General features: G+C 56.8%; 19 protein-coding genes and 1 other RNA gene. 7 read left to right on the forward strand and 13 right to left on the reverse strand.

What is annotated here, in order from left to right:
- Window positions 1-25 precede the first annotated feature (25 nt).
- Together CPA57_RS07160 and thyX are read right to left on the reverse strand one after the other, a co-directional pair.
- A complete protein-coding gene (locus CPA57_RS07160; protein ID WP_182082146.1) occupies window positions 26-334 on the reverse strand; it encodes a hypothetical protein in 309 nt (102 codons plus the stop codon).
- 3 nt (window positions 335-337) lie between these two features.
- Window positions 338-1243 carry an FAD-dependent thymidylate synthase gene (thyX, locus tag CPA57_RS07165; protein WP_182082147.1) on the reverse strand — a complete coding sequence of 302 codons (906 nt, stop codon included), beginning with the start codon at window positions 1241-1243 and terminating at the stop codon, window positions 338-340.
- 140 nt (window positions 1244-1383) lie between these two features.
- Here thyX and ssrA point away from each other — a divergent pair.
- From ssrA to CPA57_RS07180, 3 genes are all read left to right on the forward strand, one after another.
- Window positions 1384-1705, forward strand: a transfer-messenger RNA (tmRNA) gene (gene ssrA / locus CPA57_RS07170).
- Between the two features lie 136 nt (window positions 1706-1841).
- Window positions 1842-2480, forward strand: a complete 639-nt coding sequence (locus CPA57_RS07175) for an SspB family protein (protein WP_182082148.1) — start codon at window positions 1842-1844, stop codon at window positions 2478-2480.
- A gap of 15 nt (window positions 2481-2495) precedes the next feature.
- A complete protein-coding gene (locus CPA57_RS07180; protein WP_182082149.1) occupies window positions 2496-3611 on the forward strand; it encodes an AbrB family transcriptional regulator in 1116 nt (371 codons plus the stop codon).
- Between the two features lie 78 nt (window positions 3612-3689).
- Here the strand turns inward: CPA57_RS07180 and CPA57_RS07185 are convergent, their stop codons facing one another.
- Window positions 3690-4556 carry a glycosyltransferase family protein gene (locus tag CPA57_RS07185; protein ID WP_182082150.1) on the reverse strand — a complete coding sequence of 289 codons (867 nt, stop codon included), beginning with the start codon at window positions 4554-4556 and terminating at the stop codon, window positions 3690-3692.
- Between the two features lie 81 nt (window positions 4557-4637).
- Complete coding sequence (locus CPA57_RS07190) at window positions 4638-4856, reverse strand: hypothetical protein (RefSeq protein ID WP_077396708.1); 219 nt, start codon at window positions 4854-4856, stop codon at window positions 4638-4640.
- Window positions 4857-5145: 289 nt separating this feature from the next.
- Here CPA57_RS07190 and CPA57_RS07195 point away from each other — a divergent pair, with 289 nt between their 5' ends.
- Together CPA57_RS07195 and CPA57_RS07200 are read left to right on the forward strand one after the other, a co-directional pair.
- The gene (locus CPA57_RS07195) at window positions 5146-6315 is read left to right on the forward strand and encodes a transglycosylase SLT domain-containing protein (RefSeq protein ID WP_407647573.1); all 1170 of its coding nucleotides are present in this window, start codon (window positions 5146-5148) and stop codon (window positions 6313-6315) included.
- Between the two features lie 20 nt (window positions 6316-6335).
- Window positions 6336-6893 (forward strand): DUF1643 domain-containing protein, encoded by a 558-nt coding sequence (locus tag CPA57_RS07200; RefSeq protein ID WP_182082151.1) that lies wholly within the window; start codon window positions 6336-6338, stop codon window positions 6891-6893.
- A 58-nt stretch (window positions 6894-6951) separates the two neighbouring features.
- On the opposite strand, the gene dld is transcribed toward CPA57_RS07200, so the two are convergent.
- The 9 genes from dld to CPA57_RS07245 all read right to left on the reverse strand — a co-directional run bounded on the left by dld (window position 6952) and on the right by CPA57_RS07245 (window position 17558).
- Window positions 6952-8667 (reverse strand): D-lactate dehydrogenase, encoded by a 1716-nt coding sequence (gene dld / locus CPA57_RS07205; protein WP_182082152.1) that lies wholly within the window; start codon window positions 8665-8667, stop codon window positions 6952-6954.
- A gap of 173 nt (window positions 8668-8840) precedes the next feature.
- Entirely contained in the window at window positions 8841-10751 is a 1911-nt protein-coding gene (gene mutL / locus CPA57_RS07210) for a DNA mismatch repair endonuclease MutL (protein ID WP_326831365.1), read from the reverse strand.
- 60 nt (window positions 10752-10811) lie between these two features.
- Window positions 10812-11348, reverse strand: coding sequence for a DUF3035 domain-containing protein (locus tag CPA57_RS07215; protein ID WP_182082321.1), 537 nt, complete (start codon window positions 11346-11348; stop codon window positions 10812-10814).
- A 79-nt stretch (window positions 11349-11427) separates the two neighbouring features.
- Window positions 11428-11964 carry a signal peptidase II gene (lspA, locus tag CPA57_RS07220; RefSeq protein WP_182082153.1) on the reverse strand — a complete coding sequence of 179 codons (537 nt, stop codon included), beginning with the start codon at window positions 11962-11964 and terminating at the stop codon, window positions 11428-11430.
- The gene (gene ileS / locus CPA57_RS07225; RefSeq protein ID WP_182082154.1) at window positions 11961-14930 is read right to left on the reverse strand and encodes an isoleucine--tRNA ligase; all 2970 of its coding nucleotides are present in this window, start codon (window positions 14928-14930) and stop codon (window positions 11961-11963) included. Before ileS ends, lspA begins: the two co-directional genes overlap by 4 nt.
- 70 nt (window positions 14931-15000) lie before the next feature.
- Complete coding sequence (locus tag CPA57_RS07230; protein WP_182082155.1) at window positions 15001-15933, reverse strand: bifunctional riboflavin kinase/FAD synthetase; 933 nt, start codon at window positions 15931-15933, stop codon at window positions 15001-15003.
- A gap of 48 nt (window positions 15934-15981) precedes the next feature.
- The gene (locus CPA57_RS07235; RefSeq protein WP_182082156.1) at window positions 15982-16266 is read right to left on the reverse strand and encodes a twin-arginine translocase TatA/TatE family subunit; all 285 of its coding nucleotides are present in this window, start codon (window positions 16264-16266) and stop codon (window positions 15982-15984) included.
- Between the two features lie 101 nt (window positions 16267-16367).
- Entirely contained in the window at window positions 16368-16862 is a 495-nt protein-coding gene (locus CPA57_RS07240) for a CHAP domain-containing protein (RefSeq protein WP_326831366.1), read from the reverse strand.
- A 90-nt stretch (window positions 16863-16952) separates the two neighbouring features.
- The gene (locus CPA57_RS07245) at window positions 16953-17558 is read right to left on the reverse strand and encodes a regulatory protein RecX (protein WP_182082157.1); all 606 of its coding nucleotides are present in this window, start codon (window positions 17556-17558) and stop codon (window positions 16953-16955) included.
- Between the two features lie 93 nt (window positions 17559-17651).
- On the opposite strand from CPA57_RS07245, the gene CPA57_RS07250 reads away from it, so the two are divergent.
- Both CPA57_RS07250 and CPA57_RS07255 read left to right on the forward strand, forming a co-directional pair.
- The gene (locus CPA57_RS07250) at window positions 17652-19289 is read left to right on the forward strand and encodes a D-aminopeptidase (RefSeq protein WP_182082158.1); all 1638 of its coding nucleotides are present in this window, start codon (window positions 17652-17654) and stop codon (window positions 19287-19289) included.
- 223 nt (window positions 19290-19512) lie between these two features.
- Window positions 19513-20688, forward strand: a complete 1176-nt coding sequence (locus tag CPA57_RS07255) for an aspartate aminotransferase family protein (protein ID WP_182082159.1) — start codon at window positions 19513-19515, stop codon at window positions 20686-20688.
- Window positions 20689-20696: the final 8 nt, after the last annotated feature.

Consider the following 20696-nt stretch of genomic DNA (forward strand, 5'->3'; position numbering starts at 1 on the left):
AGGAGCCAGCCCTGCCCCCTCTCCACTATCGTACGGGTGTTGTATTCTGTTCCGGCGCGTTCTGGCAGGAAACTGTCCCGGCTGACACCTGCCTACAGGCAGGCAACGGGCCATGACGCCCCGGTAGAGGCCAGAAAAGCTCTATCCCTAGAGACACAAGCATAAGCAGAACTGCCAACAGAACCCACGGCAGGAAACGGGGTTTATGCCCCAAAAGAGACGGAATACCTGTCTCCATCTGGAAACGCCGCCCCTCTTCCAACAATGCCGCTGAATCCCGGACAGGACCAGCGGGCCGGTCCTCCTCTTCCAGAAAATGATTGGAGCCAGACACGATTCAGCCTTCCAGAACGGCCTGCAACTCTGTCCATTCCCGCTTTGTCAGGCCGGATGTCTCCTGCGTGACACTCTCTCCAGCAAGGCGGCGGCGAAGCACCTTCAGCATCCCGGCGGAGAAACTGTAAGCACCGAGGCGATATTCCTCAAAAGCCTGTGCTGTATGCGGTACCCATGCCTTGAGAATCTCAAGCATCTTCTGCGCATAAACACGAATTTCATACTGAGCATGTGAGTCCGACCGCAGTGCCAGGAAGTGCATCAAATTGTGCAGATCGATCTTCCAATATAGCTGCGTATAGGCATTGAGTGTCAGATTGATGCGGGCCAATTCACGAGCCACACCCAGACCTTCTGGGTCGAGCATCTGTTCGTAATCGCCATAACATTGCAGAGCATCACGCTGAAGGATAGACAAGACCTCCGCCGCTGTTTCGGGGCTCAATGCCTCACCCCGCCCCTGATTGTTGACTTTGCTCTGTGCGGCAATCTGCGTAACATCCGGCAGATAGAATTCCTTATCCAGAACAGAATAACGGGCGGAATATTCATTCACGCTTGCCATGCGATGGCGAATCCACTGCCGAGCAACAAAAAGTGGCAGTTTCACGTGAAACTTGATCTCGCACATCTCGAATGGTGTGGAATGACGATGCCGCATCAAATAGCGGATCAACCCAGCATCCTCTGATGTCTTCTTGGTACCCTTACCGTACGAGACACGGGCAGCCTGCACAACAGCCGAATCGCCCCCCATATAATCCACAACACGGATGAAACCATGATCCAACAGGGGGAATGGCTCGAAGAGAAGTGCCTCCATAGCCGGAACCGTTGGCCGCACTGTCTGATGAGGAGCGGCACGCACGGCCTCTATCTCGGAACGCTGCTCGTCTGTCAGGGCCATGACTGTCTCTCCCGCTCGTTTGGCTATGCCGGACTATTCCATAAGAAGCGGGCCTGTGTGACTATCCGCTTCCCCTCGCTACTGATGTAGCCATATCGGTGACAGATGTAACCGCCCCAATGACAGAAGGGAAGGCTGTTTCCCTTGCCATATCAAGCAAAGCTGCCTATATCTCTCGGTGCCGGAGGTTTCGACCTTGGCTATGGCGATAAACGGTAGATGAAATAAGTGTTGTGGACCCGGGGGCAGTGCCCGGCGTCTCCACCATCAGCCTTATAGGCTGACGCTATGGGGACGAAACAGGCTCGACACGCATGGTAAAGATCTACTTTTTGCCCGGTATTGTTCCGCCGTCATCGGGCTGACTTTACAAGTGCCAACGATAACTCTGAGGTGCTCGCTGTTGCTGCATAAGCGATAAGCGCGGTTCGGGGGGTGCACCGGGCAACAGAAGCCCCCCCACCTGTTTCTTTTCTGAAACACTTTTCCCTAATAGAATACCAACCCGGAAAATATGCTCTCGGCCCCTTGCGATTTCACGCAGCCTGTCGCACACCTGAAGGGGTTTTCCAGATGTAACAGGTGATGGTGCTGCTCCATGAGTGACGATACCAACGGCTCCGACGGTTTTGATCCTTCCATGCCAACCAGTCTCCTCCCTTACGATCGCTGGATGGAAGAGGCCCAGCGTGCCGTCATGCTTAAGGCACTGGACCATGTCAGCGAACATGGCCTCCCCGGGGATCACCACTTCTACATGACATTTCGCACCAACGTTCCTGGGGTGGATATCCCCTCCCGCCTGAAGGAACGCTACCCGGAAGAAATGACCATCGTTCTGCAACATCAGTTCCAGAATCTCACGATAGACCATACCGCCCGTACCTTCTCCGTCGGGCTGTCTTTTGGGGGGATTCCCAGTACGCTACATATCCCCTTCGGAGCCATCACGGCTTTTGCAGACCCGCATGTCCATCTTGTCATGCATTTTACCACCCGCCCCGATGCAGCGAACAACAGCGCATACGAAGAAGAGAACGATGCCAATGTGGCAGAGGTCCACACACTTCGCCCGCTGACAGATGAGCCCAAAACAGACGCTACAACGCAGGGACCTGAGGGGACGACAAACCACGGCCAGAGCCACGAAGGGGCAGAGGTTGTCAGTCTGGCGGCTTTCCGCAAAAAACCTTCAGACAATGAGCCCTCTGGAGCCCCTGATGATAGGAACAGCTAAGCAGGGACGGGGCGTGTGACCCTCTCGTCGCTTTCTTGGCAGTCCTATGGGGGGCGATGGTTAGGGCTGCTCTTTTTCTCTGCTCTGATTTCAGGCCTCTTCCTAATGCTGCACTTAACGGCAGGCATGATGTTGGGGCCGATGGCAGCGGGCATTATCATGTCTGTCAAAAATCGGGGCGTCACCATAAAGCCCGTTTTCTTCACCCTGGCGCAGGCCATTCTGGCCTGTGTGGTCGTCAATAGCCTGACATTTTCTGTTCTCCATCACATTATGTCTCACTGGATACTGGTTCTTTTCAGTGTCCTGTCCGTCATTTTTGTTAGTTTCACCACAGGGGCCTGCCTTGCCTGGTTTGGGGTCATACCCGGAACGACAGCCCTTTGGGGGACGTCACCGGGGGCAGCCTCCACCATGGTTATGCTTTGCGGGGCCTTTGGAGCCGATACAAGGCTGACAGCTTTCATGCTCTATTTCAGGGTCATCATGGTCGCTGTTGCCACGTCCTTGATCTCCTGGATTGTCATACGCACAAGCCACCCCTCCCATATGCCCATGCCGGTCCGGGGGGACCTTCTACCTACACTGATTCTAATCGCTGTTAGCACGTTGATCGGATTAAAGCTGCGCTCACCTGCTGCTACGCTGTTACTCACCATACTCACTGGTGCCGTTGCCCAATTAAGCGGCCTATTCCAGATCAGCGCACCATTCTGGATCCGCATCCCTGCCTATTTGACCATAGGCTGGTCCATTGGTCTGCGCTTTACAGCACCCATCCTACGTTATGCGCTACGATCCATCCCAGCCGTTGCCCTATCCTCGGCAACACTCATTGCCAGCTGTGCCCTACTGGCCCTCCCCGTAGCCCATTTCGCCCATATTGATCTCCTTAGTGCCTACCTGGCCACAAGCCCAGGCGGGCTGGATACCATCATTGTCATCAGTGCCAATATTCCTATTGCACTGCCCTTTATTATCGCCATGCAAACAGCCCGCATGTTGGCCGTCATCACACTAGGCCCGGCTATAGCCCGTCCTCTTGGCCGCTGGCTGGAACGCCATGTCCGCACACCAGCTTCGACTGAACATACCGAAAAGCTGGCGCAGTCATCTTCAACAGGCGACTAATAAGCCCAACTGGCCCCTTATAAAAAAACCCTCCACAAGGGAGGGCTTTTTCTACATCTCACACCACGTTAGAAGAGATCATTCCTCAATACGCAATGCATCAAACTCGCTAACCACGCCAGGCTGATAGGACTGACGGGCTTTCTCGAGATATTTTTCCCACTGCGGAACATAGTAGCCATAGCCAGCCGGGTTCTGGAAGAACCAATGACGCCATGCATGGAAGACATGGTCATGCTCACGGTAAGCAGGGTCATCTAGCAGATGCCGGGCTGCCGGGGGCTTAGCCGCATGGAAATGCACGATAGTGGCACGGTCATCCACGCCCCAATATGGCTTCCAGTTGAAGCGAGCAGAAAGCGGGCTCCACTGCGCATTATAGAAAATACGCAGCAGTTCCTGATCGTACCCAGCAACATAGTCCAGGTTATCGCAAAGGAAGTCCACCATCGCCGGGAGGTCACGACGCATACGCTCGAGGTTCATCACCATGACGCCCGAGTTCATATCCACGTAATAATCCTGCTTGCCGAACTGCCCACAGGCAGCAAAGATTTCCGGCTTGCAGAACTCGACCTGCGGGTCCTTCAGGAACATCACGTCACAATCGGTATACAGGACGTACTGATCCTCCTGCTCCAGCAGGGGCAGCTCCAACCGCATGAAGGCACCGGCAGCAGTGAAGATATAATTAGGCCATTCCGGCTTGAGACGACGCTGCGCATCCAACAGGCGGTCGTAAAAATGCAGGCGGTGGAAAATAACATTCACCCCCGCAGCACGCATCTCCCGTGTGAAGTCACATTCATTGCCATCAAACACCATGTGCGGAATCAGCGTCGTATTCTCACGAGCCGACTGCACAGCAGCCCGAATACAGTCGATAAAACCATGGTCAGGGTCGTTGGACAGCGTTTGCTCTGTAATCGCAAAAAACCACTTCATTCCTTAAAGCTCCCCAATACCCAGTCTCTTAAAATACTATGATTGTTCATTCCCTACGCCCCGATTCCAGCCAATACTTCATCACCAATTTCTAGAGATCAGCCAGAACTCTTCAGAAGTCAGCGTCACCGTCCCCTGCCCTGCTGTTTCTGCCGCAGCTTTAGCAAGAGCATGAATACGCTCGATTAGAATCGTTTTACGCTGGTGCGCCTCAGACACTTCCTTCTCCCCGGCCAGCGTCTGCAAAGCCAACTCGGCAGCCCGGGCGACCCGGGATGCATCCAGCGCAGCATAAGACATGCTCTCGTACCTCAATTCCCATCATGCAACCAACGACCAGTTACAATAGGCAGCAACACCAAACACCACCTCTACCGCAACATAATCAGTGTCACAGTAAGCCGGTTACCCCTCCTTTTTCAATCCCCTGCCCTGCTATTAACCCTCTTTTATAACGTGATCTTTACTTATAAAAACCAGACATCTCTCTGCCTCCCGCTACTCCCATGATAGAAAAACAAGCTTTGTGCATGTTCCCGTTCAGGAAGCCCTCATGATACGCACTGCCCCGTGTTCCTCTTCCCTGCGTATGGTCCGCCTCTGTTTTGCTATGCTGCTACCTGTCTTACTGGCAGCCTGCGCCACACGCACTGGCAGCAATGGTCCGACTATGCCCGTACTAGAAGAACAGGCAGACTATCAGGCCCATGCCCGGTCCCATTATACGCCGCCCGGCCCTCCCGAAGACCCTTGGGGCCCCTATATTGATGAGGCCTCAAGCCGTTTCGATGTTCCAACGGAATGGATCCGGGCCGTTATCCATCAGGAATCCGGGGGGCATTTGTACGACCGTTACGGTAACTTCATTACCTCTACCCCCGGTGCCATGGGGCTGATGCAGATCATGCCACCCGCTTATGATGATCTACGCACCCAGTATAACCTTGGCCCGGACCCCTACGACCCGCACGACAACATTCTCGCCGGAACGGCCTATATCCGCCAAATGTATGAAATATACGGCTCCCCCGGCTTTCTAGCCGCCTATAATTACGGCCCCGGCAGTCTGGACCATTACCTCCGCCAGAACAGGGCCCTCCCACGGGAGACACGCAATTATGTTGCCGCCATTGCCCCAAAGATCATGGGGATATGGCCACGTCAGCGTTCCCGCAATGACCTCATCGTGGCCCGCCACGACAGGACAGCACGAACCTCCCGCCGTATAGATACGGCCTCCCCGCTGGATGAAGACAGCGACACCGCACCCGAATCGGTCGTCCAGACAGCCGAAACGCAGGATATCCGGGCCGCATGGGCAGCACGGGGCTATTCCGGCCCTCAGTCACGGTCTGCTGCGCCTACCACCCGGCCCCGTACCCAGCCCTCTGCCCCACCACGGCCATCCCCGCCAGAGGAGCAGAGAAACACGCTGCGCATCCAGTCCATCCCTCTGGCTGACGCCCCAGCTAGTCGGAGAGGAGCCACTGATATGCTAGCCGAATCAACTCATGACTGGGCCATCCAGCTAGGCAGTTATGGCGGCGAGAAACAGGCTCTTATGGTCGCTACACAACTGCGCCCCCGCATCACCCCTATTGCAGGTAATGCGTCTGTGCATGTCATGCCCGTCCATACAGCCAGGGGCACACTCTACCGGGCCCGTCTGATCAACCTGACACATAGCCAGGCCACTGGCGCATGCAAACGCCTCCACACTACGATCGACTGCATCACCATCCCCCCCAACGCCCCCTGACACATAGGAGGATAGAGGCAATGCCGCACGCACCACACCATGTTGGTACGGCCAAGCCGCTGCGTTTGGCAGATGACGTCACCAGCACAGCCCTCTATGCCGGGCCCGGCGACTGCTACCGCTATACGCTTAGGCGATCATGGGATGAGGCAAAGCCCTTCATCATGTGGATCATGATGAATCCCTCTGTCGCCACGGAATATGGCGATGATCGTTCTGTAGCCAAATGCCAGCGTTACAGTCGGCAATGGGGCTATGGCGGCTTGTTTATTGGCAATAGCTTTGCCTATCGCTGCACAGACCAAAAACGCCTGCTGGAGGTAACCGACCCTGTAGGCCCAGAGACGGACCATTATCTACTCGAAATGGCCAGACAGGCTGATCTCATCGTGCTGGCTTATGGCACTCCACAAGCAAAAGAGCTGCGCTACCGTGGGCCGGAGATCGCTAAACTGCTGCTCAAAGCTGGCCACAACATCACAGCCCTGCGGCTGAGCCGTAAAGGCCACCGCCCTGAACATCCCCTCTATCTGCCCGCAAATCTAACACCCGTCCCACTGACGAAAGACGATTTCTAACCCCGCCCCCACCACGCAGGCAGGGCTCCTCCCATAAAGGAGCCCTGCCTGTCTGATTTCAGACGCTTTCAGCCGCCCAGTTCTTCTTTTTTGTCTGACGGCCAATACCGGGATTCAGGCAGTTACAGGGGTCGAGGGACCGATAATGGTCAGCCATACTCTGTGGTGCATGGTAGAGGTGGCCCACATTATGCTCGGCCGGGTAGCGGGCACCCCGCTTATCCAATATCGGCCACATAAACCGCTGCTCGACATCCATAGGGTCTACACCGGGCTTAACGACATAATCCTGATGCATGACATGGCACAGAAAATGCCCGTAATAGAGCTTCAATACTAGTTGATCATCCACCTCTGACGGCAGACGCTCCAGCCACTCCCAATCATTCCGGCGCAGCGCAACATCTAATGCCATCATACCGCCAGTATTCTTGCCATGAACGGCAACATACCTGTTGGCAGCCCCTGCCGCTGCGAAACGATGCAGAAAGGCCAATGTGCCTTCCTGTGTCGTACATTCAAAAAATGCCCCTTCGGCCCCCTGATCATCCGCAAAGAAGCCTTTTAACCACGGGCGAACCTGCTGGGCCAGAGTGCCAGAGACACGCAACATGAGGTGATGATCATAGTTCCTATGATAATCCATCATGCGGGCCGGAACCTGCGAGGGCAGGAAGCGACTACCGAACTGCATGAGCAGATCGCTCAGACCATCTGGCAGCCATGAAATACGTCGTGTAAACGAATCTACCCATGCTTTCATACGGAACATGAGCGGCAGATATTTCGTCCCCAGAAAGCGGATCAACGCTACTGTATCCCGGCCATATTTATCGGCAATGGCAAACGCATCACGATGCATATATTCGCCAGCAATCGGCAGTTCTTCAAACGCTGTCAGCAGGTGGCGGCGGACCTTCTCCAACGTATCAGTCCTGTTGCTGCCAATATAGAAGACGGCCGTATCCTGTGCCGCAGGGAAGGTATCCAGCCGCACAGCGAAGACGATCAGCTTGCCCGCATTCCCAGAGGCCTCGAAGAGGCGACCCGGATCGGCATTGTACCGCCCCGGCGAGGCCTCATCGACCTGGCGGATACGGTTAACATAATCATCATCATGGGCCTTCTGCTTGCCCGACCAATCCACATCATCCGGGCTGTAACGGCCGTGCTCCAGCGCATCCAGCACTGATTCAGCGACCTCCTCATTTTGAAAACGGATACCCAGATGATTGACCAGATGCAGCCTACCCTCGCCATCCACCTGCCCATAAAGGGCCATTTCCGTATAGGCTGGGCCACGCTGTACCAACGCACCACCGGAATTGTTACTTACCCCACCAAGGACAGAGGCCCCGATACAGGATGAGCCAATGACAGAATGAGGCTCCCTCCCCAGCGGGGCCAGCACCTGTTCCAACTCGTACAAATCCGCCCCCGGTAGGCAAACGACCTGTCTGCCCTCACCCAGAAGCTGAATCCCTTTCAGCTTGCGTGTGCTGATGAGAATAATCGGCCTGTCATAATCGTTGCCATCGGGTGTGGAACCGCCCGTCAACCCGGTATTGGAAGCCTGCATGAGAATGATACGCCCAGCTTCCACCGCCAGCTTTGCTATGCGCCACAGCTCCACCAAAGAGCTAGGAATGACAACAGCCTCCACCTTGCCATCACCAAAACGGAACCCTTTACGGTACCCGTAAGTCGCACTCTCTGACGTCAGGACATTTCCGGCTCCAACAACAGACTTCAGCTCATCAACAATATCGGCCATTCCATCCTCTTTCCGACCGCTTCTTCCCGATCAGCTCTGCAAAGAAAAGGTCATATCCACAAAATAAGAGGGAATACTACCTCTTCCAATACCCGAAAAACCATAGAGAGACGCTGCACAACAGCCCATTTCCTTGTCAAAGAAATGTGAAAAAGCCTTCCAGAACCAGACCGTTACTTGGTTCTTCCAAAAAGCTTTTCCAGCCCGTCCTTATCCAGCTTCAACCATGTAGGGCGACCATGAGGGCACGTATTAGCCCGGGGGTGCTGCTCCATCCCCCGTAATAGGGCCTCCATTTCCTCCTGCTTGAGGATACGCCCAGCCCGGATGCTACCATGACAGGCCATACGGGCCATGATGGCCTCAAACCGCCCATCTAAACTATCTGTCTGCCGGGCTGGTAAATCAGGCATCTGGACAAGCTCTTCCGCTACATCACGCAGAAGGCCGGCCACATCACTGCCACTCAAAGGCGCAGGCAGGCTACGAACCAGAATACTGCCGGTGCCAAATGGTTCTATCTCCAGACCAAAACGGGCCAGCTCTTCCGCACACTGCGCCAGAGCCTCCGCTGCCCCATGTGATAGGTCCACTACTTCCGGCATCAGTAGGGCCTGCGCCCGCACGGTCCCTTCGGCAAAACGGGCCCGTAGACGCTCATGTGTCAAACGCTCATGCGCTGCATGTTGGTCCGTCAGGATCAGGTCCCCATCTGGGGCGATGGACAAGATATAGGTGGCATGAATCTGACCGATTGGCACACCAAGAGGTTGCGCCGTCTGGTTCTCCTCAACTGGAGAAGGCAGCACCTTCCCACACTCACCCGCTTTACTGTCCCAACCCGCAGCGTCAGCATAGTGGCGTTGCCCTTCCTCCAAACCGGACACGAGCGTCTGCTCCTGCATGGAAGGAAGCGGCCTCCCTGCGGATGAGGACGGGAACCGTCTGACAGATGTCCCAAACCCGAAATCCACCGATGATGTTCGGGTAGCTCCCGTATGATCGTAAGAATAAGAAGAACCCGGCACTCTCTGCCCGATTGCGGAGGCTCGGCGGCCAATAATGCCAAGGTCTGCTTGGATGCCACCGCCCTCACCAGCACTACGAGCCAGCGCACGCCCCACCGCCCCAATGACAAAGGCCCGCACCTCGGCTTCATCAGCAAAACGCAGTTCCGTCTTAGCCGGATGAACATTCACATCTACCCGATCCAACGGAAGCTGAAGATGCAGCAGCAGAACAGGGAAACGCCCCTTCTCGATCACAGGGCGATAGGCCACCCGTATGGCAGTTCTCAAAATAGGGTCCATCACGGGGCGATGATTCACCAGCATGAATTGCCCGTTCCCCGTCCGGCGGGTTTCACCCGGCCCACAGATATAGCCGGACAACCGCATGGCCCCTCGCTGCTCATCCACTGCGAGCAGGCCATCCTCCGGCACGTTAAGAACGCTGGCAACCCGGCGGCGGATATCCTGCGGAGGAAGGCTGAAAATCTCCCGCCCATCCATGATGAAGGTAATGGCACAATCCGGAGCACTCAATGCCACACGCCGCATGACGGCCTCGGCATGATTACCCTCCACCCGTGCCGTTTTCAAAAATTTCCGGCGGGCTGGTGTGGCAAAAAACAGGTCCCGCACTACAACACGAGTACCCACCGCCCCAGCAGACGGTACCGGCCCCTCGACAATACCGCCCTGCACGGAAAGTTCCCACGCTGTGTCGGCTGTCTCTGTCCGTGATGTCAGGAAAAGGCGAGCACTGGCCCCAATGGAGGGCAATGCCTCCCCACGAAATCCCAGCGTCTTGATGGCAGTGAGGTCATCATCTGGTAGTTTGGAGGTGCAATGCCGTTCCACTGCCAAAGGCAGCTCCTCAGCCTCCATGCCCCGGCCATTATCGCTGACCTCAATCAGCTCGCAACCGCCACCTCGCAAAATGACCTCAAGCCGGGTTGCCCCAGCATCCAGAGCATTTTCTACCAGCTCCTTAAGGGCAGCAGCAGGACGCTCCACGACCTCACCAGCCGCAATGAGGTCCACAACATGGTTGGAAAGACGACGGATGACAGGCCGTGCCACGGTTCCTCCTAAGACAAGGTAACGCAGAACCGACCGGAAGACAGGGACGCAAGCCGCCCCTTACTTGCTGCCACCCTTCCGCAAGGTCGGCGTAGCCCCTTCGGTGAAATTCTGCCCAAGAGCTTCATTCTTCTGGATGCGGCGGTTCTCCGCCTCACCATCCACAACGTTACCAGCCCGGCCACCCCGCCAGAAGAGCAGACTATCCACAAAACCGGCATCAGCATCGCCGAGCTCGGCATTGTCCGGGCTGCGGGCTGCGGATGTAGCGCTCTGCACAAGTGCCTTCTGACCGTTACTGTCCGTCCCCTCATTGGGGTGCAGAGCCACATCCGGGTCCAGCGTTTCCAACGCCTGCATACGGGGGCTTTCATCCGGGCGGTTAGCATTAGCAGCACCGGGGAGAGCCAGCTTCTCGGATGGCGGCATGGAAAGAGGCGCACGGGTCGTCACGGTATATTCATCTGGCAGGCTACGCTGAAGACCAAAGCCCCGCGCCACGTCGCTGCCGGAGCACCCAGCCAACGCCAGCCCAAACGTGGCCAGAGCACCTAACCGGACTCCATGACGTATAACTGAAGGAGCAAAAAGCCGCATGACTGGTTCCCGCACTGCACAGACAAAAGAATGCCCAATCCTATAGAGCCTACCGGCAATGAGCAAGCTGCTTGTCGCTTTATCCATGTTGGCTACGCCGCTCTACCAAAAAGGAGTCCAACAGCCACAGCCCAACACCACAAACAATAGCAGAATCTGCAATATTGAAGACGTACCAGGACCAATCCCCGACATGAAAATGCAAGAAGTCCACCACCGCTTTATACTGGAGGCGGTCAATCACATTGCCGATGGCACCCCCAATGATCCCCCCACAGGCCAGACTGACCAGCCGACGGCGGGACCGCAGCAGAACAACCAACAACCCCAGCACCGCCAGCGAGGAAATGATGATGAACAGCCAACGCCCATGCCCACCAAACATGCCAAACGTAACGGCATGATTCCACACCATCGTAAAGTTGAGGAAGGGCATCACGGCCACGCTGCCCCGTGCTGGCAGCTCCAGCCAATAGAGAATCCACGCCTTGCTCGCCTGATCTACTACCAGAACGACCAGAGCCGTTATCAACCCGATCAACCGCCACCGTGGCGAAGATGGTACAGCGGGGAAGGAGGCACCGCCCCCTGTACCTCCGGTCTCAGTCGGCTTCATGCACTTACCGCATCGAAACAGCGCAGGCAGAGATGGCTATGATCCTCATTCTGCCCAACATCCGGCAGGACACGCCAGCAACGAGCACATTTCTGCCCATCCGCACGGCTGACCTTCACCTCATCCTCAGCCTGCCCTTCCTGAACATGAACCTCAGACGCAAGGCTGAGCTCTGCCCAGTCCACACCTTCGGACACCACCTGCTCTTCTGCTGTCAGAGGTAGTTTTACCTGTGCTTCCAGCGAGGAACCGATCATCCCTTCACGACGTGCACCTTCCAGAGCCGTGGTAACACGACGGCGGATCTGGCGCAGGCTCTCCCAGCGTTCAGCCAGTTCAGGGTCGTACCAGCCGTCTTCCGGCACGAAGAAACGCTCCAGATGAACGCTACCTTCCTGACCAAAACGAGCCTGCCATGATTCTTCCGCCGTGAAGACCAGAGCCGGAGCTAACCATGTCGTCAGGGCACGGTGCAGTACATCCAACACTGTCCGGGCCGCACGGCGTGTATGGGAGTCTGTCGGGTCGCAATAGATAACATCCTTGCGGATATCGAAATAGAAAGCCGACAGTTCGTTATTACAGAAATTATGCAGCAGCGGGTAAACGCCATTCCACTGATGGGTCTGCACAGCCTCCTGCACACGCTGATACAGCTCGTACAGGCGGTGAAGAATATACTGCTCCAGCAGCGGCAGAGCCTTACGGGCCTTCAACGTTGCCTTATGGCGCAAAGCACAGGCGGCCTCATCCGGGACCAGCTTGTCCAGCACGACATCCACCGGAGCGGATACATCATCCCAGCCCAGCGGCAGGGCCTCGGCCTCCGTAAAGCCCTCCAACGCCCCCAGCAGCCAGCGCAGCGTATTCCGCACACGGCGATAGAGTTCGCCCTGCTGTTTGAGGATCTCCTTACTGATCCGCAGATCTTCATTCGTATCGGAGTTCAGAACCCACAGGCGCAGCACATCCGCACCCAATGTCTTCGTCACATCATCGGGCACGATGGTGTTGCCGAGAGACTTGGACATCTTGCGCCCCTGCCCATCCAGCACGAAGCCATTGGTCACGACCGCCTTGTAAGACGCCGCACCTTCTGCCCCCACGCTCTCCAACAGGGAAGACTGGAACCACCCACGATGCTGGTCGGACCCTTCCAGATACAAATCAGCCGGGTAGTTCACACCGTCCTGATGCAGGACAAAGCGATGACTGCATCCACTCTCGAACCAGACATCGACAATATCGAAAACCTGCTCATAATCTTCCGGATTGCGGCCTTCACCAAGATAGACGGCAGGGTCCGTGTCATACCAAGCATCCGCCCCACGCTCCCGGAAGCTCTGCACGATGCGGGCCATGACATCCGCATCCCGCAGGACCGTCCCGGTACGTTTCTCCACGAACACAGCAATCGGCACACCCCAAGACCGCTGACGGGAAATGCACCAGTCCGGCCGCTGCTCGATCATGCTCGTCAGGCGGCGGCGGGAGCTAGCCGGTACGAAGCTAATATCGTCAAGGGCTTTCAAAGCACGCTCACGCAGACCGGGGCCGCCCTCATCCCCTTCACGAGGTTCCATAGCTATGAACCACTGCGGCGTAGCCCGGAAAATCACCGGCTTTTTGGAACGCCATGAATGCGGGTAAGAATGAACAATCTCAGCACGGGCCATCAAACCACGGGCCGGGGCTTTCTCCTGCTGGGCCTGTTCCCGTGTCTGCGTCAGCAGGTCACAGACGGGCTGCGTAGCCTTGAAGACATGAATGCCCCCTAGTTCTGGCATCCACTCAACATAGGTTCCGTTATCGCAGACCTCTTCTGTCACTTCCACACCGTGGGCACGACACAGCATAAAGTCGTCATGCCCATGCGCAGGGGCCATATGCACCAACCCGGTACCAGCATCAGTCGTAACGAACTCACCAAGCAGCAGCGGCACGTCATAATCAAACCCACGCCCTCGCAACGGATGGGCGAACACGGCCCCTTCCAATGCGCTGCCGGGGAGAGTGTGCAGAACCTCATGCCCGCTGATGCCAGCCCCAGTCAGGAAGTCCGCCAGACGGTCCTCGGCAATGATGAGCTTGGCACCAACCGGTACAAGGCTATCTTCGTTTACAGCCGTAACACGGATGACATTGTAAGTGATGTCCGCTCCAGCGGCGAGTGCACGGTTGACGGGGATCGTCCACGGGGTCGTGGTCCAGATCACTGCCGATGCACCAGAAAGAAGCTGCCCCTCTGTCGGGTCTTTCACATTCGGGAAGGCCACAAACAGGGTTGTTGATGTGATGTCGTGATATTCGACTTCGGCCTCGGCCAGAGCGGTTTTTTCAACCGGGCTCCACATAACAGGCCGCAGCCCACGATAAAGGCGGCCATTAAGTAGGAATTTGCCGATTTCCTCAGCAATCTGTGCCTCGGAGGAGAAATCCATCGTCACATAACGATTATCCCACTCCGCCTGAATCCCCAGACGCTTGAAGTCCTCCCGCTGGGCCTCTACCCATTTTGCGGCATAGTCCCGACATTCTGCACGGAACTGAAGAACCGGCACGGCGTCCTTGTCCTTGCCCTTCTTGCGGTATTCTTCTTCAACCTTCCATTCGATCGGCAAACCGTGGCAATCCCAGCCCGGCATGTAGCGCACCTGTGCCCCATTCATGCGCTGGGCACGATTGATGACGTCCTTCATCACCTTATTGAGCGCATGGCCGATATGGATATGCCCGTTGGCATAGGGTGGGCCATCATGCAGCGTAAAGATGGAATCCGCTTTGCGCCCAGCGTCTGCTATCTGGCTATCCAGCCCTATCTCCGCCCAATGGGCCAGCATGTCCGGCTCCCGCTTGGGCAAGTTACCCCGCATAGGGAAAGACGTTTTAGGCAGGAAGACCGTCTCCCGGTAACGCTCCTGCTGCTCACGGAAAACGGTATCGGTCTTTTCTACAGGCTCAGACATGGGATAGGTGCGCCAGCTCTCAGTACGGAATAAAAATACCTGTACTTATGGAGAGAGGGCACCGTCCCGGTCAACCCCCTGTCTTGCCAAGCACCTGCTTCGCCTGTGCCGCATCAGCGGCGATCTGGGCCTTCAGCTCATCAAGGGAGGCAAAGCGTTTTTCATCCCGCAGCAGCGCGACCAGCTCTACACCCAGTATCTGACCGTACAAGTCTTCATCCAGGTCGAACAGATGCGCCTCCAGCCGACTTTCCCGCCCATCATTAATGGTTGGGCGGCGGCCAAGATTGGCTACACCGGGAACTAACCTACCATCCGGCATCTGTACCCGCACGGCGTAAACGCCTCTGGCTGGCTCCAGATGCTCACCCAGAGCAATATTTGCCGTAGGGAAGCCCAGAAGCCGCCCCCGCTGATCCCCTTTGACGACCTCTCCCGTAATAGCCCAATTACGCCCCAGAAGCTCCGCCGCTTTTTCTGGATACCCTTCCTGAAGAAGGCGACGTATCCGACTGGAGGAAACGGGCCCAGCGACATCCGCCAGCTGCGGAACAATGCTGACACCAACGCCATGCTCGACCAGAAGCTGCTCCAGAAAAGCAACATCGCCTTCCCGCCGATGCCCGAAAGCGAAGTCCGCCCCACAGGCCACATGCGCCACATGCAGCCCCTCTATCAGCACATCCCGCACGAACGCCTCAGCCCCGAGATGGGAGAAAGCATCATCAAAATCTGCCTGTACGATGCAGCTTACGCCCTGCTCCTTAAGAGCAGCGGCACGCACCTCCGGCCGCATGAGACGGAAAGGCGGGTCCTGTGGCCGGAAGAGGGAACGGGGATGCGGCTCGAAGGTCAACACGCCCAACCGGCAGCCGGGACGGGCCATCTTCAGGCTCTGGAGTAAATGGGCATGGCCACGATGCACACCATCAAAATTTCCCAGAGCGACAGCCGCCCCCCAATAGGAACGGGGCACGGCCCGCCAGTCTGTGCAGAAAGTCATAGCGACATTATCAAATCGTCATGTACAGCAAAGGCCATCCTATGCGGGTCAGTGAGTGTGACGACTCTCATCATCAGCCATGCGAACATCCTGCTGCTGATGCGCTGTCGTACCCGGCTGCTGGCTGGTCTGCTGCGCTTGCGGAGGGGAAAGACGCTCATCTTCCGGCTTTGGAGCGGCACCATCCCGGTCATCTTCAGCCATACCCTTCTTGAAGGATTTGATCCCCTTGGCAAAATCACCCATCAAGCTGCTGATCTTGCCGCCACCACCGAACAGCACCAGCACAATAACGGCAAGAATTATCCAGTGAATCGGACTCATGCTGCCCATAGGACCATACTCCCTGATAAGGTTGAGGCGTTCTTCATGTGGCAGGGGTGTGTAGATTGTGCAACCCCTCAGGCCATGCCCCTTTTCATCTCGGAAGCATCCTAACGCATTGGCAAAATAAAACCATAGGTCAGATACGCACGCCTGCCCATACTTCCGGCAGGAGCCCACCAGACCCGGACAGATGACCAATCCCCCCGTGGAGAGATATCCTCTACTGGCACGCCATGCTCAATCCGCCCACCAACCCAGTTGGCTTGGTCCACTTCAATCTGCCGCCTTGTGCGGATGCGCCGTACGACCGAGACGTGCCCGTCCGGGATACGGGAACTCGACCGGAAAACCAGCACACTCCCCGGCTGCGGCCTATGGCTGCGCTGATAATGGCCTCTTGCCTCCCACCACCAGCTAGCGGCCCGCCCCCGCAGATTAATTCCACTGACCTGTCGTGCATAAGGCGCACACTGCACCGGCCCATGATACGACCCAACCGAGCTGCACGCCCCAAGAGTGAGGCAGAATACGAAGCATACAACCTGCCACCATCTGAAATGGCCTGCCGTTACCTCTTTCGTTACGTGCCTTGCTGCGATCACAACGGCCCTGCTCTTTCTGCCTCATCCATCGTGCCGAGCTATACCATAGCTAAATGCATCAATGGTAAATCCCGGCCAACCCCTCCTACATCACAGAGACCGGAACTCAATAATCAGATCCTCTGCGTCTTCCCGCTCCATCTCAAGGGCTTTCATCGCAATATCCTGCGAGAAACCATTGCGGGCAAAGATGGCCAGTACTTTCATGCGCTCTTTCTCCGGCCTATCGGGCCTATGAAAAGGCCCGATAGCTCTTTTGCGGGCCAGAATAACGGCAGCGGCTAACTCAGCCTGACGGGCCTGCTCCTCCCCAGCTTCCCCCAGACTCTCATCCATGGCCTGCCGGACCGTCTCGCCATCAACCCCCTTCCCCTGAAGATGCGCCTGCACAGCTCGGCGGGACCGCCCGGAACGAGCCAGATTACGGGACCTAGACCGGGAGAAAGCTGCATCATCCACAGCACCGAGACGCTCCATCTCTTCGGCAATCTGCTCGATCAGAGGTTGGCAGGCTTGCTCATGCGTAGCGACCTCCTCGGCAAACATACCTGCCCTGACAGCCCGGACGCCCCAACGGCGAACACGCCGCTGCAACATCTGCCGCAGGCTCTGCCGAGTAGTGGCAAACCGGGCTAGATGAGCCAGAGCTGCCTCTTTCAAACTCTGATAATCCGGTGAGGGTGGGATAGCATCCATGCGATTCAGTCCATAACTTACTCTTGCCCTGCCCGTGCAAAATCTTCATCACTGGTAACAGGTTCCTGTCATCTTACCTGCCAGTGAGTTCCCATGCACGCACAACGCTCCAGCCGGCCCAGAAACGGGCGCATACAGGCCGAAATGTACGCCGTGGCAGATCGTTACCCCGGTCCCGGCGGAGCTGTGGCAGTCCTGCACGAGGGGAAGGTCATCGCCCAACATTGCTGGGGCTATGCCTCTCTGGAACGTCGCCTACCTTTTACATCCTCCAGCCTGTTTCGCATCTGCTCCATTACCAAGCAGTTCACCTGTGCAACCATGCTGGACCGCTACACAGACCCCGAAATCCTCGCTCCTTATATTCGGAAACGCCTACCTCATCTGCGCTCCGACCCGCCGACCGTTACGCAACTGGCACATAACCAATCCGGCCTACGGGATTACTGGGCCGTTGCTATGCTGCACGGGGCTGCTATTGAAGGCACATTCAGCCCAACAGATTCCGAACGTGTCATTGCTGGAACACACTCTCTACAGTTTATCCCCGGCACGTCCTATTCCTACGTTAATCAGAATTTCCGCCTCATTTCCGAAGCGATGGAAGATGAAAGCGGACTGAGCTTTGCAGAACTGCTCCAGCAACATGTTTTCGATAAAACCGACATGAAGCGAGCCATCCTTGCTGCGGAAACCAGTGCCCTACCCGATGGCACAACTGGCTACGAAGGCACGCAAGAAGGAGGCTACTGGCCCGCCCGGAATCACATCTACTGGACAGGCGATGCCGGAATGGCCGCTTCACTAGATGATATGATCTCTTGGGAGCAATTCATCGACCAGCAGCGTGATGATCCCGATGGCCTCTATAACCGCATGAGCCGCCCCGTGCAGTTCGATAACGGACACAAAGCCCCCTACGGCTTTGGGCTACAGCATGGGAAGATCGCTGGACATGAGATTACCGCTCATGGTGGGGCTCTAAGGGGCTGGCGGTCCCATAGGCTACATTGCGCTGCGCTGCGCCTTTCGGTCATCGTCCTCTTCAACCACATGTCGCCAGCCCAACAAGCAGCGGCAAGCCTGTTCCGGGCCTTTCTTGGAGAAGAAGAAAAGCCGGCCAGCAAGCCGCAGCCTACCAACCAACCGCATGCACTAGAAGGCCTCTGGCTGGATGAGGAAACCGGCCTCTCTGCCCGTATCACGGCAGCAGGAGACGACAAGCTCCAACTCCACTACCTCATGCTGCCTGAAACGCTGGACATCATCACCCCCCAGCTTGCCGAGGCCGGAAGTGTCCGTATCCGTCACATTCAGGGTGAACACATGCAGGCCAATGCGCATGGCCCCTCCGGCCCTCACATCATCATGGTGCGACCGGGAGAGAACCGCCACGTTCTGCTCCGCCCCTATCCTGCCACCCCCCAACCCGACCCGGCAGAACTTGTAGGAACCTATGAATGTGATGAGCTAGACAAATCCCGCTTCGTTATCACCAGTCAGGGCGGATTACTGCATGGGGGGTTCTCCGGCTTTCTCGGCACGGGGCGGATGGAACGGCTGACCTCCCTAGGGCCAGACCTGTGGACCTTCCCCTGCCCCCGTGCCCTCGACCACACACCACCCGGTGACTGGACATTGCACTTTGAACGCCGGAACAAGCACATCCATCAGGTGCGCATCAGCTGCTGGCTTGCACGAAACCTCGTCTATCACCGTCTGGCGGACTGATCCCCACCGGGCGAACCACAAGCCATGTCATGAAGGCTCCCTCATTGCTTCCCTATAAAAACAGGGTTTGACGATTTTACTTTCTGCAAGCAGTATAGTCCGGCAGTTTCCCCCTGATCTGAAAGTCCAGACAGGGGTGTTTTCCGTTGAAAGCATGGGGAAACACCATGAAACGGAACGTAAGCTGCATATCGTCAGTTTTTAGACTAGGAACGCGTCCACAATGATCGCCTCCATCATGCCGAACTATAAACGCTTTGACCTCGCCTTTGAGCATGGCGAAGGACTCTGGCTTACCGGCACGGATGGGCGACGTTATCTGGATTTCGGTGCCGGTATTGCTGTTTCTTCCCTTGGGCACAGCCACCCAGCCCTTGTAAAGGCCATTACCGAACAGGCGAAGAAGGTCATCCACGTCTCCAATCTCTATCAGGTACCGCAGGCTAAAGCTCTGGCGGATATTCTGGTCGCTAACAGCTTTGCGGATTCCGTCCTCTTCTGCAATTCAGGTGCGGAAGCCAATGAAGGGCTCATCAAGCTGATCCGGCGGGCACAGTATAAGAACGGCCACCCCGAGCGCACACGGATTATCTGCTTCAACAACGCCTTTCATGGCCGGACACTGGCCACCATCTCCGCCACCGGCAACCCGGCCTATCTGGAAGGCTTCGGCACACCGGTAGACGGGTTCGACCATGTGCCTTTCAATGATATTGATGCCGTCCGGGCCGCTGTGACGGATCAGACAGCCGGTATCCTGCTTGAGCCCGTACAGGGGGAAAGTGGCATCCGGGTCGCAGACCCTGCCTTCCTGCGTGATCTACGTACTCTGTGCGATGAAAAAGGGCTCTATCTAGGCATTGATGAAGTACAAAGCGGCATGGGCCGCACCGGTACACTCTTTGCCTTCGAGCAGGCAGGAATTACGCCGGATGTCGTATCCTCCGCCAAGGGTATTGGGGGCGGCTTCCCGCTTGGGGCCGTACTTGCCCGGGAGACGCTGGCTAAGCACCTCACACCCGGCACACATGGTACTACCTATGGTGGCAATCCACTGGCCTGCTCCGCCGGGCTGGCCGTGCTGAAAGAAATTCTGGCCCCCGGTTTTCTGGACCACGTCCGCAAAACGGGTGAGGCTTTCGGGGCTATGCTCCAGACATGCGTGACGAACTACCCAACCATCTTTGAAGAAGCCCGTGGGATCGGGCTGATGCGGGGGCTACGCTGCCGCATCCCTGTCGGGGAGGTGCTAGAAGCTGTCATGGCCGAGGGCCTGCTGGCCATCGGCGCAGGGGACAATGTGCTGCGTCTGGTTCCCCCCCTCATCGCAACCGAGGCTGACTGTCAGGAAGCCTCCACCCGCATCGGGCGTGCCGCTCACGCCCTTGCCAACAAGTAAGGAGACAC

The organism is Bombella favorum, from assembly GCF_014048475.1.
In the GTDB taxonomy this organism is placed as follows: Bacteria; Pseudomonadota; Alphaproteobacteria; order Acetobacterales; family Acetobacteraceae; genus Bombella; species Bombella favorum.

Excerpts from the sequence above, each read along its gene's own strand:
- CPA57_RS07255 (WP_182082159.1), top strand. The coding sequence starts at position 19,513 with ATGATCGCCTCCATCATGCCGAACTATAAACGCTTTGACCTCGCCTTT.
- CPA57_RS07230 (WP_182082155.1), bottom strand. The coding sequence starts at position 15,933 with ATGACTTTCTGCACAGACTGGCGGGCCGTGCCCCGTTCCTATTGGGGG.
- CPA57_RS07245 (WP_182082157.1), bottom strand. The coding sequence starts at position 17,558 with ATGGATGCTATCCCACCCTCACCGGATTATCAGAGTTTGAAAGAGGCA.
- thyX (WP_182082147.1), bottom strand. The coding sequence starts at position 1,243 with ATGGCCCTGACAGACGAGCAGCGTTCCGAGATAGAGGCCGTGCGTGCC.
- CPA57_RS07235 (WP_182082156.1), bottom strand. The coding sequence starts at position 16,266 with ATGGGCAGCATGAGTCCGATTCACTGGATAATTCTTGCCGTTATTGTG.
- ileS (WP_182082154.1), bottom strand. The coding sequence starts at position 14,930 with ATGTCTGAGCCTGTAGAAAAGACCGATACCGTTTTCCGTGAGCAGCAG.
- CPA57_RS07250 (WP_182082158.1), top strand. The coding sequence starts at position 17,652 with ATGCACGCACAACGCTCCAGCCGGCCCAGAAACGGGCGCATACAGGCC.
- lspA (WP_182082153.1), bottom strand. The coding sequence starts at position 11,964 with ATGAAGCCGACTGAGACCGGAGGTACAGGGGGCGGTGCCTCCTTCCCC.
- CPA57_RS07215 (WP_182082321.1), bottom strand. The coding sequence starts at position 11,348 with ATGCGGCTTTTTGCTCCTTCAGTTATACGTCATGGAGTCCGGTTAGGT.
- CPA57_RS07185 (WP_182082150.1), bottom strand. The coding sequence starts at position 4,556 with ATGAAGTGGTTTTTTGCGATTACAGAGCAAACGCTGTCCAACGACCCT.
- CPA57_RS07200 (WP_182082151.1), top strand. The coding sequence starts at position 6,336 with ATGCCGCACGCACCACACCATGTTGGTACGGCCAAGCCGCTGCGTTTG.
- CPA57_RS07190 (WP_077396708.1), bottom strand. The coding sequence starts at position 4,856 with ATGTCTTATGCTGCGCTGGATGCATCCCGGGTCGCCCGGGCTGCCGAG.
- CPA57_RS07175 (WP_182082148.1), top strand. The coding sequence starts at position 1,842 with ATGAGTGACGATACCAACGGCTCCGACGGTTTTGATCCTTCCATGCCA.
- dld (WP_182082152.1), bottom strand. The coding sequence starts at position 8,667 with ATGGCCGATATTGTTGATGAGCTGAAGTCTGTTGTTGGAGCCGGAAAT.
- CPA57_RS07195 (WP_407647573.1), top strand. The coding sequence starts at position 5,146 with ATGGTCCGCCTCTGTTTTGCTATGCTGCTACCTGTCTTACTGGCAGCC.